This window comes from Leeuwenhoekiella sp. W20_SRS_FM14 (assembly GCF_052119605.1).
In the GTDB taxonomy this organism is placed as follows: Bacteria; Bacteroidota; Bacteroidia; order Flavobacteriales; family Flavobacteriaceae; genus Leeuwenhoekiella.
Map to the genome: position 1 here is coordinate 105,922 of NZ_JBGQOK010000001.1, position 16,916 is coordinate 122,837.

The window sequence follows — 16,916 nt, forward strand, 5'->3', positions numbered from 1 at the left end:
TTATTCTTTTTTTGTAATCAATCCTGCAACTAACTTACCTGAAATTAATGAAGGTGGTACACCCGGTCCCGGTACGGTAAGTTGCCCAGTAAAGTAAAGATTAGCAACTTTTTTACTTTTGAGTTTTGGTCTTAAAAATGCTGTTTGTAATAAGGTGTTTGCCATACCGTATGCATTCCCTTTGTAGGAGTGATATTCTTCTACAAAGTCATTTACACAGAAGGATTCTTTAAATATAATATTTTTTTTAACCTCTTGATTAGTCAAATCTTCCAGGCGGTCTATAATTTTATCAAAATACAGGTTTCGTAACTCTGGCGTATCGTGTAATCCCGGAGCAAGAGGAATTAAAAAGAAACCTGCCTCTTTACCTTTAGGCGCCATGCTGCTATCTGTTATAGAAGGAAAATTAGCGTAAAACAGCGGGTCGTCTGGCCATTCTGGAACATCGTAAATATCTTTAGCATGTTTTTCAAAATCTACATCAAAAAACAGCGTATGGTGATTTACGTTTTCAATCTTTTTATCAAATCCCACATAAAAAAGAAGAGACGAAGGAGCGAAAACCTTATTCTCCCAGTAGTCTTCAGTATACTGTCTTAGATTTTTAGGGAGTAACGTTTCTGTATGATGGTAGTCTGCACCGCTTAAAACCACGTCAGCTTCTATATTTTTACCATTTACAACTATACCAGTAGCTTGATTACCTTCCGTTCTAATGCGGCTCACTTCACAATCTGTATTGAAGTTTACACCAAGCTCCTTAGCTAAATCAATCATAGCCGTAACCACAGCAAACATTCCATTTTTAGGATGAAATGTGCCAATACCGAAATCAGCATAATTCATAAAACTGTAAAATGCAGGAGTATTAGTGGCTTTTGCTCCTAAAAACAATACAGGAAATTCTAAAATTTCTATAAGACGTTTGTTTTTGAATGACTTGCGAACTTCTTTACTAATGGTACTAAAGAATGAACCTATTTTTTTTATGGTTGCGGGTGTTACCAGTTCAAATGGAGAAATACCGGGTCTGTAAACGACATCTTTAATAGCGATGTCATAGTTTTTACCGGCATCGTCTATAAACTCCTGAAGTTTTATAGCGCTACCGGGCTCTAACGCTTCAAAAGTTTTCTTTATTTTTTCTAGGGTATCTTCAATAGTGATAAAGTCACCTTTACCAAAATACACACTATAAGCAGGTCCTAATTTTTCTAATGAATAGTAATCAGATGTTTTCTTTCCGAAGTCTGCAAAAAACCGATCAAACACGTCTGGCATCCAGTACCAGGATGGTCCCATGTCAAAGGTGAAACCTTCTCTTTTAAGTTGACGCGCACGGCCACCCAATGTACTGTTCTTTTCGTATACGCTAACTTCATGACCTTCTTTTGCCAAATAACAGGCAGCTGCAAGTGAAGAAAATCCCGAACCTAATATGACAATATTTTTGGGCATAGTTATAATTTAAAGAAGCGCTCTAAAGGCTTCTACTGTTTTAATTAGTTGTACGTTAGGTGGTAAATTAGTAGTTTCTTCATTTTGAACCAATCTACCCAAAAGAAATAACGAAACATCGTTATTTTCAATATCCTTATAAAAATCGTGAGCAAATTGTGTTACACTAATAGCGCTAGGTTTTACAGTTAGATACGAAACAAAATTTGCGTTGGTTTGATTATTTGCCAGATATTTTAAACTTTCATTAGGTATGCTTTGTCCTAAATAAATGCTTTTATAGCCGTGAGATACAATTTCATAATTGAGATACATCAATCCTAAATCATGTATTTCATTTTCAGGAAGGAATAAAATAAATGTTTTATCCGCGGTGGTAGCTTCATTAATATCTTGATGTTCTATTAGAAGCAAAATTTTCTGTTTAATTAAACTACTAATAAAATGCTCGTGTGCAGGATTTACAACTCCTGCCTGCCATAAAAGTCCTATTTCCTCTAGAAAAGGTATAAATATTTGAAAGAAAATTTCTCTGAAACTGTGCTGCTCTAATAGGTCGGTATATGTTTTTGTGAATAATTTTTGATCAAAATTCATCATAGCAATTTTAAACGAATTGCGGGCGTTACTATTAGATCCTAACTTGCTGTTTTCTACAATAGAGGCAACTATAGATGCAATTTCAGCGCTTGAGTTTTTTGCAATTTTAGAAATCTTATAGTCGTGATCTAGTAAATAAACAACATTGAGTAATTTTTGTAGATCTGGTAACGTATAGTTGCGAATATTAGTCTCAGATCGATCTGGTTCAAGGAGGTTATATCTACGCTCCCATATACGTATGGTATGAGCTTTTATACCACTCAGATTTTCTAAGTCTTTTATGCTAAACGATGTTTTGACTGCATTCATAGATATAAAAGCCTAATGGGCTAAGCAAATTTACAGTTTTGTTTAAAAGAAATACATTTTTATTAAACAAAGAAATGACTTTAGCATTCCGTTAAGAATTCGCATCAACAATACGGGTAGAAATTAGGTGTTTTAAACTGAATAAAAAAAATAGTAGACACCCTAGGTTATGAAATAGGGGAATACGGGAAAGATAAAATGATCTAAATTTTAAAAATAAATCCTTCTTCTACGTTTTGATCGTATTTTTCTTTATCAAATTGATACAGAAATGAACCTTTTCTGGACGAGGTCATGTCTTTCTCTTCTAGTTTTACTAAAATATCAAGTCCGTTGATTTTATTAATAAAATTACGCTTATCTAGCTTTTGGTTTAAAATTGCTTCGTACAAATGCTGTAACTGAAGCATTGTAAATTTTTCAGGTAAAAGTTCAAAACCTATAGGTTTACTTATAGCACGTCTGCGAAGTCGTTTGATGGCGCGATCTACCATTTGCTGGTGATCAAAGATTAAACGGGGTGCTTCATTAACATTAAACCATTTTGCTGTATATAGTGCGCCAGAATCTTCATCACTATCTTCAATATTAATCAGCGCGTAATATGCCGAAGACAACGTACGCTCTTGAGGATCGCGATCTATTTCGCTAAAGGTGTAGAGCTGCTCCATATAAATATTGCTAATGCCAGTTAAGGCGAATAAAATACGGTTAGCAGCATCGTCAAGCGTTTCCGATTTTTTTAGAAAACCACCTATCAGTGACCATTTTCCCATTTCTGGTTCAAAGTTACGTTTGATAAGAAGAATTTTTAATTGCTCTTGATCAAATCCAAATATGATACAATCTACCGCAAGAAGTATTTTGTCGTCAGTATTGTAACTATTTAGCATACTATTATTTTTTATGTGAAATGTTTAATTTTTATTTATAAGGCAAAAGTATAGTAATCGCAAGATATACAATAATAAAAATAGCTCTCTACAGACAATCACCTGGTGGTATTATAAAACAGAGTTCATTTTTTTAAAAATCTGTAATTCTAATTGATAACTTTAAGTATATTGTAAATGTATTAAAAACACTTAATATTTTTAACTTATCTGCTATGAATAAAATCTATTTTTTAGGAATTTTAATTGTTATATTATTTTGTATGCAGCCCATACAGGCACAAAATTCACAGGCGAACATTCAGGTAAAGCCTACAGATGATGCTCCAATAATTAGTAAACACATTTATGGTCATTTTGCAGAACACCTTGGGCGTTCAATATATGATGGTTTTTATGTGGGTAAAGCAAGTACTATACCCAATACAGATGGGGTTCGAAATGATTTGATTGAAGCGTTGAAAGCGATTAAAATACCCAATTTAAGATGGCCCGGAGGCTGCTTTGCGGATACCTATCACTGGATGGATGGGATAGGAGCACAAGAAGACAGACCCGCAATCGTAAATACCTGGTGGGGAGGTGTTACCGAAGATAACAGCTTTGGAACTCATAATTTTTTAAATCTCTGTGAGGCTTTAGGTACAGAACCTTATTTAGCAGGAAACGTAGGTAGTGGTACGGTTAAGGAATTGTCAGATTGGGTACAATATGTAAACCATAATGGTACAAGCCCCATGGCCGATTTAAGACGCGAAAATGGCCGAGAAAATCCCTGGGAAGTTACTTATTGGGGAGTGGGTAACGAAATGTGGGGATGTGGCGGCAACATGACGCCAGAGTATTATGCTAATTTATATAGACAGTACGCCACCTTTATGAGTGCCTGGGATAATAAGGCCGGTTTATATCGCATTGCTTCAGGGGCTAATGGGTCAGATTATAACTGGACCGAAGTATTGATGAAGAATATCCCTAAAAATTTACTTGAAGGAGTTGCCTTGCATCATTATTCTGTAATTGATTGGAATAACAAAGGTTCTGATGTTGCCTTTACCGAAGAACAATACTTTACTACAATGAAATCTGCTCTGTTTATGGATGAGTTGATTAATAAGCACGTAGCCATAATGGATAAATATGATCCCCAGAATGAGATCGACCTTATTGTTGATGAGTGGGGAGGTTGGTATGAGGTACAGGAAGGTACAAATCCCGGTTTTTTATATCAGCAAAATACGATGCGTGATGCGATGATTGCAGGGGCTAGCCTCAATATATTTAACAATCATAGCAACCGTGTAAAAATGGCAAATCTTGCGCAAACGGTTAATGTGCTTCAGGCGGTGGCACTTACCAAAGGAGATCAGATGATTTTAACGCCTACTTATTATGTATTGAAAATGTATACGGTACACCATGATGCCACGCTTTTACCTATAGAATTAAAGACACCAGACTACACATTAAATGGAGATAAACTGCCTGCTATATCTGCTTCAGCTTCTAAAGATGCTGCAGGTAAAACCCATATTTCTTTGGTAAATATTGATGCTAAAAAAGAAAACACGGTTACTGTAGATTTAAGCAAATTGAATATTAAAGACTTTACGGCTACCATTTTGAGTTCAGACAAACTACAGGATCATAATTCATTTGAAAACCCGAATAAAATTCAACCTAAAAGTTTTAAAGATTTTAAGTTTAAAAAGGGGGTATTAGAGATAAAAATACCAGCATTTTCAGTTGTTGTTCTTGAAGGTAACTAATTATGAGTAGATTAACTAGGGTTTATAAGGGTAGTCGTAATAGTATTAGATTCTTTTAAACCCTAGCTCTACGTTTCACCGTACGGTTTGTGAAGATCGCTTATACTATAATGAAGATGGAACAATAAAACCCATTGTGATGACTTCAGAAGGTATTCAACTCAAAGAGTAAATTGATAATCCTATGCATTTTATTAAAATGAAAATTATTCTCTTCGGTCTTCTGCTCGCTAGTTCGTCTACTTTGTTAGGGCAACAGCACATAGAATTATTTTCATTAAATCAGGTTTCGGTAACTACAGGCATTTTTAAAGAAGCAGCACTTACCGATTTTAAATATATACAGCAGCTCAATCCAGATCGACTAATGGCTCCGTTTCTACGAGAGGCAGGACTTGAACCTAAAGCTGAATCCTATACCAATTGGGAAAATACAGGTCTTGATGGGCATACCTTAGGGCATTATATTTCTGCATTAGCTATGTATTATGCATCAACCGGAGATATAAAAGCCAAAGAACTACTTGATTATACTTTGTCTGAATTAAATAAGGTTCAGAAAGCAAATGGAAATGGCTACATAGGCGGAATTCCCGGTGGTGCTACCCTTTGGGCTGAGATTAAAACCGGAAAAATTAACGCGGGAAGTTTCAGCCTAAATGAGAAATGGGTGCCGCTTTACAACATTCATAAGACGTTTAACGGTCTCAAAGATGCCTGGATTCATACAGAAATTCCGTTGGCAAAAATGATGTTACTCGAGTTAACAGATTGGTTTATTGAAATCACAAAAAACTTAAGTGAGGCTCAAATACAAGATATGTTGCGGTCTGAACACGGCGGCCTCAATGAGGTTTTTGCTGAGGTTTATGACATAACTCGGGATAAAAAGTATTTAAAATTAGCTCAGGATTTTTCGCAACACGCCTTATTAAATCCGCTGGCGGAAAACAACGATATTCTTACCGGAATGCATGCCAATACACAGATTCCAAAATTTATTGGTTTTGAACGAATCAGTCAGTTAGGAGGTGCTAAGCACTACCACAATGCAGCGGTTAATTTTTATGATAACGTAACGCAAAAACGCACTTTAACTATAGGAGGAAATAGTGTGCGTGAGTATTTTAACCCTATAACAGATTTTTCTGAAGTCTTAAGCAGCGAGCAAGGTCCTGAAACCTGCAATACTTACAATATGCTCAAGTTGAGTAAACTGCTTTTTGAAGATACTGCTGATGAGGCTTATATCGATTTTTACGAGCGCGGCTTGTATAATCACATTCTTTCTTCTCAAAATCCTGATGGTGGTTTTGTCTATTTTACCCCGATGCGTCCCGGGCATTACCGGGTGTATTCGCAACCCGAAACCAGCTTTTGGTGCTGTGTAGGATCGGGAATGGAAAATCATACCAAGTACAACGAACTTATTTATGCTAAAAAGAAAGATGCTCTGTATGTGAATTTATTCATTCCGTCAGAAGTGAAGTGGGAAGAGAAAAATGCAAAGCTTATACAGAAAACTAATTTTCCTGAAGAAGCAACAACAGAATTGATTTGGCAAAGCCTAAAGAAAACAAAAGCAACGGTGCACTTGAGATATCCAGAATGGGTAAATGCAGGAGCATTAAAGGTTTATATAAACGGAAAACTTCAGGATATTGTTGCAAGTCCGGGGTCTTACATTCCGCTTGAGCGTAACTGGAAAAATGGCGATAAAATTACTATGGAATTGCCTATGCATTTAAGTTTGGAACAAATTCCAGATCAATCAGGTTATGTTTCGGTAAAATATGGACCTATAGTACTTGCAGCGATTACCGGTGATTATAATCAGGAGGGTATGTTTGCAGATGACAGCAGAGGTGGTCATATAGCAGATGGACCTTTTTTACCACTAACCGAAGCTCCTATGTTTGTTTTACAATCTGGAAGTTCAATTCTAGATCAGTTAAAACCGATAGCAGGTAAACCTTTAGAATTTAGAACCGGGGGTTTATTTTATCCTGAAAAATTTAAAAATCTTACCCTTCAGCCATTTTATCAAATACACGAGAAACGGTATTCAATTTATTTTAAACAAGAAACCCCTCAAGGTTTAAAAGCTATACGGCAAGAATTAGAAGAGCAACAAAAAATAGAAGCTCATTTGCGAGCAATTACGGTAGATTATATAGTCCCGGGCGAGCAGCAATCTGAGTCAGATCATCATATTGAATTTGAGCGATCAAATACGGGAGTTCATAAAAATAAGCATTGGCGCGATGCTGAAGGCTGGTTTGCTTATGATTTAGAGAATAAGGATTTAGAGGCAAAATCCTTACGCATAACTTATTATGGTAATGATGACGATCGGGAATTTAATATTTTAGTTAATGGAGAATTGCTCACTACCACAGTTTTAAATGGTGAAGAAGGGGATATATTTATAAATGTAGATTACAAAATTCCAGATACAGTTTTAACAATGGGGAAGGTCATAAACGTTCGTTTTGAGGCAATATCTCCTCATAAAACAGCTGGTATTTATGGAGTGCGTTTAATTAAAAATACTCCTTAAAAAGTATAAATATCCTTACAGTTTGATGAATGAGTTTTTTTACAGGCCCTTATAAGTTCTTAAAAAAATCTAAAAAAGTTAAGTGTCATATATACATTTTTAAAATTCTTTATAGTAGATTTGTTAGATAGTTAGATTTAAATTTATGAAAGAATATGTTATCGGGCTAGATTATGGCTCAGATTCTGTAAGAGCGGTTTTAATAGATGCAGCAACAGGAGCTGAGATAGAGACCGAAGTCAGCTATTACAAACGATGGAAAGAAGGTCTTTTTTGTAAACCTTCAGAAAATCGATTTCGACAGCATCCTTTAGATCATTTAGAAGGTCTTGAAAATACTATTAAAGCGGTGGTTTCTAGAAGTGGAGTTCCTGCAAATGCTGTAAAAGGAATTTGTATAGATACTACCGGTTCTTCACCTATTCCGGTAAATAAAGAAGGTATTCCTTTATCACTTACAGCAGGTTTTGAAGAAAATCCTAATGCGATGATGGTGTTGTGGAAAGACCATACATCTATTGATGAAGCGAATGAAATTAACCATTTAGCACGCACCTGGGTAGGAGAAGATTTTACCAAATATGAAGGTGGAATTTATTCTTCGGAATGGTTTTGGGCAAAAATTTTACACGTTGCCCGTGAGGATTCCGCAGTGAAAGAAGCAGCGTATTCCTGGATGGAGCATTGCGACTGGATGACTTTTACGCTTTTAGAAAATACTTCTTTAGCAGATTTTAAGCGCAGCCGCTGTGCTGCAGGTCACAAAGCAATGTGGCACGAGAGCTGGGGCGGACTTCCACCGGAAGAATTTTTAAGACAATTAGATCCGTATTTGGCAAATTTAAGAGACCGACTTTATACAAAAACCTATACTTCAGATGAGGTTGCCGGTACACTTAGTGCAGCCTGGGCAGCAAAATTAGGTTTGACAACAGATACGGTGATTGCTGTAGGTACTTTTGATGCACACGCCGGAGCAGTGGGAGCAAAGGTAGAAGAGCATACGTTGGTACGTGTGATGGGAACTTCTACCTGTGACATCAGCGTTTCTTCTCCAGAAGTTACTGCAAATAAAACCGTAAGAGGTATTTGCGGGCAGGTTGATGGTTCTGTAATCCCAGGGTTTGTAGGTTTAGAAGCCGGTCAGTCTGCTTTTGGAGATTTACTGGCCTGGTTTAAAGACGTATTGAGTTGGCCAATCGAAAATTTAGTGATGCAATCCAGCATACTTTCCGCAGAACAAAAAGAAAAACTAAAAGCCGAAATAGAATCTGACTTCATCAGAAAATTATCTGACGATGCAGCAGCTATACCTCACAATGAGGCCATACCGGTTGCACTAGACTGGATTAATGGTCGCAGGACTCCTGATGCAAACCAGGAATTAGAAGCAGCAATGACTAATTTGAATATGGGAACCAGAGCTCCGCATATTTTTAAAGCTTTAGTAAACGCGATTTGTTTCGGTTCTAAAAAAATAATGGATCGCTTTGCCGATGAAGGTATAGAGATTAAAACGGTTGTTGGAATTGGTGGGGTTGCTCGTAAATCAACGTTTATTATGCAATCGCTTGCTAACAGCTTAAATGTGCCCATTAAAGTTGCAGCTTCAGATCAGGCGCCGGCTTTAGGAGCAGCAGTTTACGCAGCAGTTGCAGCAGGTATCTATGCTAATGTAATAGAAGCCAGTCAAAAACTAGGTAGTGATTACGAGGCAGAATACCATCCGCAACCCGAGCATTTAGAATCTTTTGCTAATTTGATGGAGCGTTATGAAACGCTGAGTGCCTTTGTAGAAAAAGAGATAACTAAACCTAAAAAGAAGAAAGAACAGCATGTATAAATCCTTGAAAGAAGAATGCTACGAAGCAAATATGGAGCTAGATGCTTTAGGTCTGGTTATTTATACCTTCGGAAATGTTAGTGCAGTAGATCGTAAAAATGCAGTATTTGCCATTAAGCCAAGCGGAGTTCCTTACGAACTTTTAAAACCTCAAGACATCGTTATCGTTGATTATGATAATGCGATAGTAGAAGGGGAGAAAAGACCTTCTTCAGATACAAAAACTCATGCTTATTTGTATAAGCATTGGGAAAAAGTAGGTGGTATTGCGCATACCCACGCCACCTATTCTGTTGCCTGGGCTCAGGCACAGCTAGATATTCCTGTTTTTGGAACAACACATGCAGACCATTTAACAGCAGATATCCCGTGTGCTCCACCTATGCATGATGATTTAATTGCAGGGAATTACGAGCACAATACCGGTATTCAGATATTAGATTGTTTTAAAAATAAAGGTCTTGATTACGAGGAGGTCAATATGGTACTTTTAGGAAATCACGGTCCGTTTGCCTGGGGAGAGACAGCTGCAAAAGCGGTTTATAATAGTAAAGTGCTCGAAGAAATAGCGCGTATGGCGCAATTAACACTTCAAATAAACCCCAATGCTCCAAGACTGAAAGATTCACTTATTAAAAAACACTACGAGCGTAAACATGGTAAGGATGCTTATTACGGTCAGGGTTGCTAATAATTTTATAATTAATCATTTACAAATTTATTTATGGGACTAATTACTTTTGCCGCGTTTACACTATTAGTAGCGGTTATTGCGTATTTCGCTTCGCGGAAAACAGATGAAACTACCTCTGATGGTTATTTCTTAGGCGGTCGAAGTCTAACAGGACCCGTAATTGCAGGTTCTTTATTGCTTACTAACCTTTCTACCGAGCAAATTATAGGTACAAACGGAGTAGGTTTTAGCGAAGGTATTTTAATCGCAGCTTATGAGGTAATTGCTGCAATCGCAATGGTTTTCACGGCATTTGTTTTGCTTCCTAAATATTTAAAAGGTGGTATATCTACCATTCCGCAGTTTTTAGAGACGCGCTACGGAAAACTAACCAAAACCATTGTTTCTATTTTATTCCTGATGGCATATGCCATATCTATGTTGCCTACAGTATTATATTCTGGAGCGTTAGCGATTAATACTATGTTTGATATCCCAGAGCGTATGGGATTAAGTCCAGAAAGTGCATTGTGGGTTACGGTATGGATTATAGGTTTAATAGGGAGTATTTATGCGATTTTTGGGGGTCTTAAAGCTGTAGCAGTTTCAGATTCTATTAATGCTGTGGGGCTTATAATAGGAGGCTTGCTCATTCCTATTTTTGGTTTGATGGCCATCGGAGACGGCAGTATCATAAATGGTATGAGTGTACTTACTACAAACCTTCCCGAAAAATTTGAAATCCTGGGAGGACCTAATTCTTCGGTGCCGTGGACAACTTTATTTACCGGGATGCTTATTGTAAATTTTTATTACTGGGGAACAAACCAGGCCATTATACAGCGGGCTTTAGGAGCAAAAAATCTAGCTGAAGGTCAAAAGGGGCTTTGTCTTGCTGCCTTTGTTAAAATATTAGGTCCTATTATCGTTGTACTTCCGGGGATTATTGCGTTTCAATATTTTAATGGTGAATTAGAAAATGCAGATGAGGCATATCCTATGCTTGTTAAAGCAGTATTGCCTACAGCTTTTGTAGGGTTTTTTGCTGCGGTTTTGTTTGGTGCGATTTTAAGTTCGTTTAACTCGGCGCTAAACAGTTCTGTTACCTTATTTGGTCTTGATTTATACAAGCAATATTTTAACAGTAACGCTTCAGAAAAACAAGTTGTGCGTGCCGGTAAGACCTTTGGTGTGTTTCTAGCAATTTTCTCAATGGCTATTGCGCCGTTATTGTATGGAGTAGAAGGGGGGATTTTTAATTACCTGCAAGAACTTAACGGCTCATTTAGTGTACCTATTTTAGCAATTATATTAGTGGGTATTTTCTCTAAACGGGTTTCAGGAAAATCTGCAAATATTGCCATTGTATTTGCAGTAGTAACCTATTTAGTTACCCTTTATGTGATTAAGCCTATCATCACAGGAGCTGCAGTTTCTGATGCAGAACTAGCAGGTATTACAGATGCAGATCAATTGAGCTTAATCGCTGCTGAAGCCTTCCCGAGTTTCTTACATATTATGGGAATTATTTTTGTGCTCGTACTAGCCATATTATTTGGAGTGAGTAAGTTTTACCCAAGAGAAACCGAATATCAAGAAGAATATACACGTCAGGTAGATATCACACCCTGGAAACATTTAAAACCTGCAGGTATATTTATTTGTCTTGCTGTGGTTAGCATTTACATTTATTTCTCATAACGATTTTATTTAATAAAAGAAGAAGCATTACATGAATTATAATATTGATCAATACGAAGTTTGGTTTGTGACAGGAACGCAACACTTATACGGCGAAGAAACACTTAAACAAGTAGCAGCACATTCTCAGGAGATTGCACAAGGTCTAAGTGCTTCTGCTGCAATACCGGTTAAAATCATTTATAAAGATTTAGTAAAAACACCTAACGAGATTACAGACTTATGTCTTGAAGCAAACGGAACTAAAAACTGCATCGGACTTATTTTGTGGATGCATACCTTTTCACCTGCAAAAATGTGGATTAAAGGCTTAAGCCTGCTTAAAAAACCTATTTGCCACCTGCACACGCAATTTAATGCTGCTATTCCGTGGGGAGAAATTGATATGGACTTTATGAATCTAAACCAGTCTGCACATGGGGATCGCGAATTTGGTTTTATAATGTCACGTATGCGTAAAAAGCGCAAAGTGGTAGTAGGTCACTGGGAAGATAAAAAAGTACAGGCAAAACTAGGTGTTTTCACCCGTGTAGCTTTAGGATGGAATGAATTTCAGAACTTAAAAGTGGCTCGTATTGGCGACAATATGCGGGAAGTAGCCGTAACCGAAGGAGACAAGGTAGAAGCGCAAATGCGTTTTGGTTTTACCGTAAATGGTTTTGATTCTTCAGATATCGTGGCTAAAATTAATGAGATCAAACAGGAAGATCTTGATGAATTACTTAAAACGTATGAAACGGAATATAATTTAGCCGAAACAATTAAAGAAGGAGGAGAACAACGCCAGTCTTTAGTAGAAGCTGCTAAAATTGAACTCGGACTTCGTGCCTTTTTAGAAGAAGGAGGTTTTGGAGCTTTTACAGATACATTTGAAAATCTGGGAGAACTGAAGCAATTGCCGGGTATTGCCACACAACGTTTAATGGCAGATGGTTATGGTTTTGGTGGAGAAGGAGACTGGAAAACTGCAGCCCTTACCCGTGCGATGAAAGTCATGGCGATTGGTATGGAAGGCGGTACCTCATTTATGGAAGATTATACCTATCACTTTACGCCACAAGGTTCGTATGTTTTAGGGTCACATATGCTCGAAATTTGCCCTTCTATTGCGGATGGTAAAGCTAGTTGTGAGGTGCATCCTCTAGGAATAGGCGGTAAAGAAGATCCTGCGCGTCTTGTTTTTAATTCTCCTGAAGGTCCTGCAATAAATGCATCATTAGTAGATATGGGGAATCGCTTTAGATTAATTGTTAACGAAGTTGAAGCTGTTAAACCGGAAGCAGATTTGCCGCATCTACCCGTAGCTCGTGTGCTTTGGGATTGCAAACCCAATCTTGATATTGCAGCCACCAGCTGGATTCTTGCCGGGGGAGCGCATCACACCGTGTACAGCCAGGCAGTAACAACAGAATTTATGGAAGATTTTGCTGATATTGCCGGTATTGAGCTTTTAGTGATTGACGAACGCACACGTGTACGCGAGTTTAAAGATACCATTAACGCTAACGAAGCTTATTACCACCTGTTTCAACACGGGATGTAAGTTTCTAAACTATTAGAATTATGAAAATATATAAGAATTTTTTAGTCGTTCCGGTAGTGCTGGCAATGACACTTTCGCTGGTAAATTGTAAAAATAATACCAAGAAAGAAGAAACGGCAGTTGTTGCCGAAATGCCCGAAGCTTCTATTACTAAAACTGAGTTTGGCAAATTAGACAGTATCACAGTAGATAAATACAAGCTAGTTAACGTAAATGGGATGGAGGTTGACATCATTACCTATGGTGGCATTATAACAAGTTTAAAAGCACCTGGTAAAGACAGTACCTTTCAAGATGTGGTTTTAGGCTTTGATAATTTAGCTCAATATACGAGCGGAAATCCGCCATTTTTTGGAGCTATTATAGGCCGTTATGGAAACCGAATCGCAAAAGGAAAATTTAGTCTTGATGGTACAGAATATCAGTTACCTACAAACGATGGTCCTAATAGTTTACACGGTGGAGCGGGTTTTGATAAAGTGATCTGGACTGCAGAAGAAGTAAAAGATGGGGATACTGTAGGCTTGAAGCTCACCTATTTGAGTAAAGACGGTGATCAGGGGTATCCCGGTAATTTGCAGACAATTGTTACGTATACATTGCTTTCAGATAATACATTATTAATAGATTACGAGGCACAAACAGACAAGACTACGGTGGTGAATTTAACACAACACACTTATTTTAATCTTTCTGGAGATTTTAATAAAACAATATTAGATACCGAAGTGATGCTTAATGCAGATCAATACCTTCCAGTAGATGAGACGCTTATTCCAACAGGTGAATTAGCTACCGTAGAAGGGACACCATTTGATTTTAATACACCAAAACTTATTAAGACTGATATTGATGCAGAGAATGATCAGTTAGCAAAAGGTAAAGGTTACGATCATTGTTGGATACTAAATGGGGAAGATGGTCAAATGCGACTTGCAGCAACTGCCTACGATTCTGAAAGTGGACGTTTTCTTGAAGTGGAAACCACAGAGCCTGCTATACAGTTTTACACCGGTAATTTCTTAGATGGTACGCTAACTCAAAAAGGAGGTACAAGCACGTATGCATACCGAAGCGGATTTTGCTTAGAAACCCAGCATTACCCGGATTCACCTAATCAACCTGAGTTTCCTAGCACTGTATTAAAACCGGGAGAAACCTATAAAAGCCAAACCTCATTTAAATTTTCAGTGAAGTAATTTTGAATGAACTTAAATGTAAAAAAGCCCAATACATTTGTACTGGGCTTTTTTATAACCTAAATATTAAGATCGTTGCTTTTTATTGTTGAAGCATAAATTAATAATTTCGTTTATGCGTTTGTGTCGAGTATCCTGACGTTTAGCCTGATTAAGCCAGTAGAGATAACTTTTTTGATATCCCTTTGCGAAATTTTGATAATTGTCAAAAGCTTCTGGGTTATGAGTGAATGCAACCTGTAGATCTTCAGGTATAATGCCTTCTTCTACATTGTCAAGAGCTGTCCACGAACCATTTTCTTTTGCAATTTTAATAGCCTTATGTCCGCTGGGATGAATTAAATCATCATTATATAGTTCTTCTACATAGCCTTTGTTCACGGCACTCCAGACGCTTTTTGGCTTACGTTTGCAGAAATACTGCTTGCGTCTTTTATCATCCAGTTTGCGTACCGTGCTGTCAATCCATCCGTAACAGATCGCAACTTTTACAGCCTCTTCCCATCGCATACTTTCTTCTTCACAGGCTACTTTATAAAAAATTAATTCTACTCCTGAGCTAGAATCGTGATTTAAATGTAACCACGCTCGCCATTCTTCAGCATTCTTGAAATAAAGTAGCGGTAGATTAGACATGTTATTTTGTTTCTCTTGATTCAATATAAAAATCAGGATCTACTTTAAAATCGGTAATAGTTTTTTCAAATGATTCAGATTGCCATTCTGCAGTTGGAGTGATCCATTTTTCTATACCATTTACGTTAACCTGAACCGGCATATCAAAACCTTCCACGATATCAACATATCTAAATTCTAGTGTGTTTTCTTTGATTTTATATTGTAATTCAGGAATTAATATAGTGCGTAAATATTGGTCCCAAAACTGGGTTAGATTAATCCCACTTTCTTTACTTATATAATTTTCAACCTGAGCAGAGGTAACTGTCTGGTGATAGAATTCGGTATTTAATCCTCTCAAAATTTGGCGCCATTTTTTGTCATCTTCAATGAGTTGACGTAATGTGTGCAAGATATTAGCACCTTTATAATACATATCACCGCTACCTTCCTGATCTACCCCATAGGTTCCTATAATAGGGCGGTCATTGCTAATTGCAAAACGAGTACCTATTACATATTCTGCAGAAGCTTCCTTTCCAAAATAATAATCAACATACAAATTTTCTGAGTACGCAGTAAACCCTTCGTGAACCCACATATCTGCTACATCCTTATTAGTTATGTTGTTTGCAAACCACTCGTGACCAGACTCGTGGATAATTATAAAATCAAATTTTAATCCCCATCCAGACCCTGAAAGATCGCGACCTAAATAGCCATTCTCATAGCGGTTTCCGTAAGTTACATTACTTTGATGCTCCATACCTAAATAGGGCACTTCAACCAGCTTGTAGCCATCCTCGTAAAAAGGATAAGGACCAAACCAATGCTCAAAAGCTTTCAGCATCATAGGCACCTGTTTAAATTGCTTTTTTGCCTTTTCTAGATTTTCTTTTAATACATAATAATTTAAATCTAATACGCCTTTTTCGCCAGTATATGTTTCAGAAAAATGGGCGTAATCAGCAATATTTGCACTTACTCCGTAACTGTTGATTGGGTTTTTAACCTTCCAGTTATAGGTTGTAGTTTCATTAGTAGATGTAGAATCAATGAGTGTACCGTTTCCTATAGCCATAAGTCCGTTGGGTACGGTTAAGTGCAAGTCTAAACCACTAACCTCATCATACGGAATATCTTTATTGGGCCACCAAATAGAGGATCCAATCCCTTGATTTGCATTGGCTGCAAAAGTTTTTCCATTGGCATCTTTTTGCCAGGTCCAGCCGCCATCCCATGGGAGTCTGGCTCCAACAACAGGAATACCTTCAAAAGTAAGTTCTAATGTGTTTTTTGCACCTTTCTTTTGTTTTTTTAATAGCGTTATAAAATGAGCAGCACCTTCATTGGTAAAAGATAAGGTCTTACCATCTTGAGCCGCGCGTATTAACTTCATAGGTTTTTGCAGATCAATTTGAAGTGTCTGATTAGGTTTTAATACCTCATAAATAACTGTATTTACTCCGGAAATAAATTCTTTATCAGGTTCTATAGTTACGGCTAAATCATAATGAGTTACATCCCACCATTCGCGTTCTGGAGTTATACTTCCTCGCAGTGTGTCTGCACGAGTATATTTATTTTGTATTGCCTGAGCCTCTGCGCAACTGCTAAAAAGTAAGATTATTAACAGCGCTGACATTAAATTTTTAATATTAAAAGTTTTAAACAAGAGCGTAGCGTTTTTTGATTTGAAATATAAAATGAGCATCTAATAATTTATGTGCAAGACTTTAATGAT

General features: G+C 37.2%; 12 protein-coding genes. 7 read left to right on the forward strand and 5 right to left on the reverse strand.

Annotated features, from left to right (window positions below; genetic code table 11):
* The 3 genes from ACEN25_RS00450 to ACEN25_RS00460 all read right to left on the reverse strand — a co-directional run bounded on the left by ACEN25_RS00450 (position 1) and on the right by ACEN25_RS00460 (position 3,266).
* Complete coding sequence (locus ACEN25_RS00450; RefSeq protein WP_441801146.1) at positions 1-1,461, reverse strand: phytoene desaturase family protein; 1,461 nt, start codon at positions 1,459-1,461, stop codon at positions 1-3.
* Positions 1,462-1,470: 9 nt separating this feature from the next.
* A complete protein-coding gene (locus tag ACEN25_RS00455) occupies positions 1,471-2,373 on the reverse strand; it encodes a MerR family transcriptional regulator (RefSeq protein WP_441801147.1) in 903 nt (300 codons plus the stop codon).
* Positions 2,374-2,576: 203 nt separating this feature from the next.
* Entirely contained in the window at positions 2,577-3,266 is a 690-nt protein-coding gene (locus ACEN25_RS00460; RefSeq protein ID WP_441801148.1) for an NUDIX hydrolase, read from the reverse strand.
* Between the two features lie 263 nt (positions 3,267-3,529).
* On the opposite strand from ACEN25_RS00460, the gene ACEN25_RS00465 reads away from it, so the two are divergent.
* The 7 genes from ACEN25_RS00465 to ACEN25_RS00495 all read left to right on the forward strand — a co-directional run bounded on the left by ACEN25_RS00465 (position 3,530) and on the right by ACEN25_RS00495 (position 14,554).
* A complete protein-coding gene (locus ACEN25_RS00465) occupies positions 3,530-5,035 on the forward strand; it encodes an alpha-N-arabinofuranosidase (protein ID WP_441801701.1) in 1,506 nt (501 codons plus the stop codon).
* Positions 5,036-5,219: 184 nt separating this feature from the next.
* Positions 5,220-7,595: a beta-L-arabinofuranosidase domain-containing protein gene (locus ACEN25_RS00470; RefSeq protein WP_441801149.1), complete on the forward strand. Its 2,376-nt coding sequence runs from the start codon at positions 5,220-5,222 to the stop codon at positions 7,593-7,595.
* 145 nt (positions 7,596-7,740) lie between these two features.
* A complete protein-coding gene (locus tag ACEN25_RS00475) occupies positions 7,741-9,438 on the forward strand; it encodes a ribulokinase (protein WP_441801150.1) in 1,698 nt (565 codons plus the stop codon).
* Positions 9,431-10,129 (forward strand): L-ribulose-5-phosphate 4-epimerase, encoded by a 699-nt coding sequence (locus ACEN25_RS00480; RefSeq protein WP_396510165.1) that lies wholly within the window; start codon positions 9,431-9,433, stop codon positions 10,127-10,129. Before ACEN25_RS00475 ends, ACEN25_RS00480 begins: the two co-directional genes overlap by 8 nt.
* 33 nt (positions 10,130-10,162) lie before the next feature.
* The gene (locus ACEN25_RS00485; RefSeq protein ID WP_441801151.1) at positions 10,163-11,812 is read left to right on the forward strand and encodes a solute:sodium symporter family transporter; all 1,650 of its coding nucleotides are present in this window, start codon (positions 10,163-10,165) and stop codon (positions 11,810-11,812) included.
* Between the two features lie 31 nt (positions 11,813-11,843).
* Entirely contained in the window at positions 11,844-13,355 is a 1,512-nt protein-coding gene (araA, locus tag ACEN25_RS00490) for an L-arabinose isomerase (RefSeq protein ID WP_441801152.1), read from the forward strand.
* A gap of 20 nt (positions 13,356-13,375) precedes the next feature.
* Entirely contained in the window at positions 13,376-14,554 is a 1,179-nt protein-coding gene (locus ACEN25_RS00495) for an aldose epimerase family protein (protein WP_441801153.1), read from the forward strand.
* A 66-nt stretch (positions 14,555-14,620) separates the two neighbouring features.
* Here ACEN25_RS00495 and ACEN25_RS00500 read toward each other — a convergent pair whose 3' ends face one another.
* Together ACEN25_RS00500 and ACEN25_RS00505 are read right to left on the reverse strand one after the other, a co-directional pair.
* Positions 14,621-15,190 carry a YdeI/OmpD-associated family protein gene (locus tag ACEN25_RS00500; RefSeq protein WP_441801154.1) on the reverse strand — a complete coding sequence of 190 codons (570 nt, stop codon included), beginning with the start codon at positions 15,188-15,190 and terminating at the stop codon, positions 14,621-14,623.
* A gap of 1 nt (position 15,191) precedes the next feature.
* Complete coding sequence (locus tag ACEN25_RS00505) at positions 15,192-16,817, reverse strand: M1 family metallopeptidase (RefSeq protein ID WP_441801155.1); 1,626 nt, start codon at positions 16,815-16,817, stop codon at positions 15,192-15,194.
* Positions 16,818-16,916 lie beyond the last annotated feature (99 nt).

Coding starts and splice junctions, on each gene's coding strand:
- ACEN25_RS00450 (WP_441801146.1), bottom strand. CDS start 1,461: ATGCCCAAAAATATTGTCATATTAGGTTCGGGATTTTCTTCACTTGCA.
- ACEN25_RS00455 (WP_441801147.1), bottom strand. CDS start 2,373: ATGAATGCAGTCAAAACATCGTTTAGCATAAAAGACTTAGAAAATCTG.
- ACEN25_RS00460 (WP_441801148.1), bottom strand. CDS start 3,266: ATGCTAAATAGTTACAATACTGACGACAAAATACTTCTTGCGGTAGAT.
- ACEN25_RS00465 (WP_441801701.1), top strand. CDS start 3,530: ATGCAGCCCATACAGGCACAAAATTCACAGGCGAACATTCAGGTAAAG.
- ACEN25_RS00470 (WP_441801149.1), top strand. CDS start 5,220: ATGCATTTTATTAAAATGAAAATTATTCTCTTCGGTCTTCTGCTCGCT.
- ACEN25_RS00475 (WP_441801150.1), top strand. CDS start 7,741: ATGAAAGAATATGTTATCGGGCTAGATTATGGCTCAGATTCTGTAAGA.
- ACEN25_RS00480 (WP_396510165.1), top strand. CDS start 9,431: ATGTATAAATCCTTGAAAGAAGAATGCTACGAAGCAAATATGGAGCTA.
- ACEN25_RS00485 (WP_441801151.1), top strand. CDS start 10,163: ATGGGACTAATTACTTTTGCCGCGTTTACACTATTAGTAGCGGTTATT.
- araA (WP_441801152.1), top strand. CDS start 11,844: ATGAATTATAATATTGATCAATACGAAGTTTGGTTTGTGACAGGAACG.
- ACEN25_RS00495 (WP_441801153.1), top strand. CDS start 13,376: ATGAAAATATATAAGAATTTTTTAGTCGTTCCGGTAGTGCTGGCAATG.
- ACEN25_RS00500 (WP_441801154.1), bottom strand. CDS start 15,190: ATGTCTAATCTACCGCTACTTTATTTCAAGAATGCTGAAGAATGGCGA.
- ACEN25_RS00505 (WP_441801155.1), bottom strand. CDS start 16,817: ATGTCAGCGCTGTTAATAATCTTACTTTTTAGCAGTTGCGCAGAGGCT.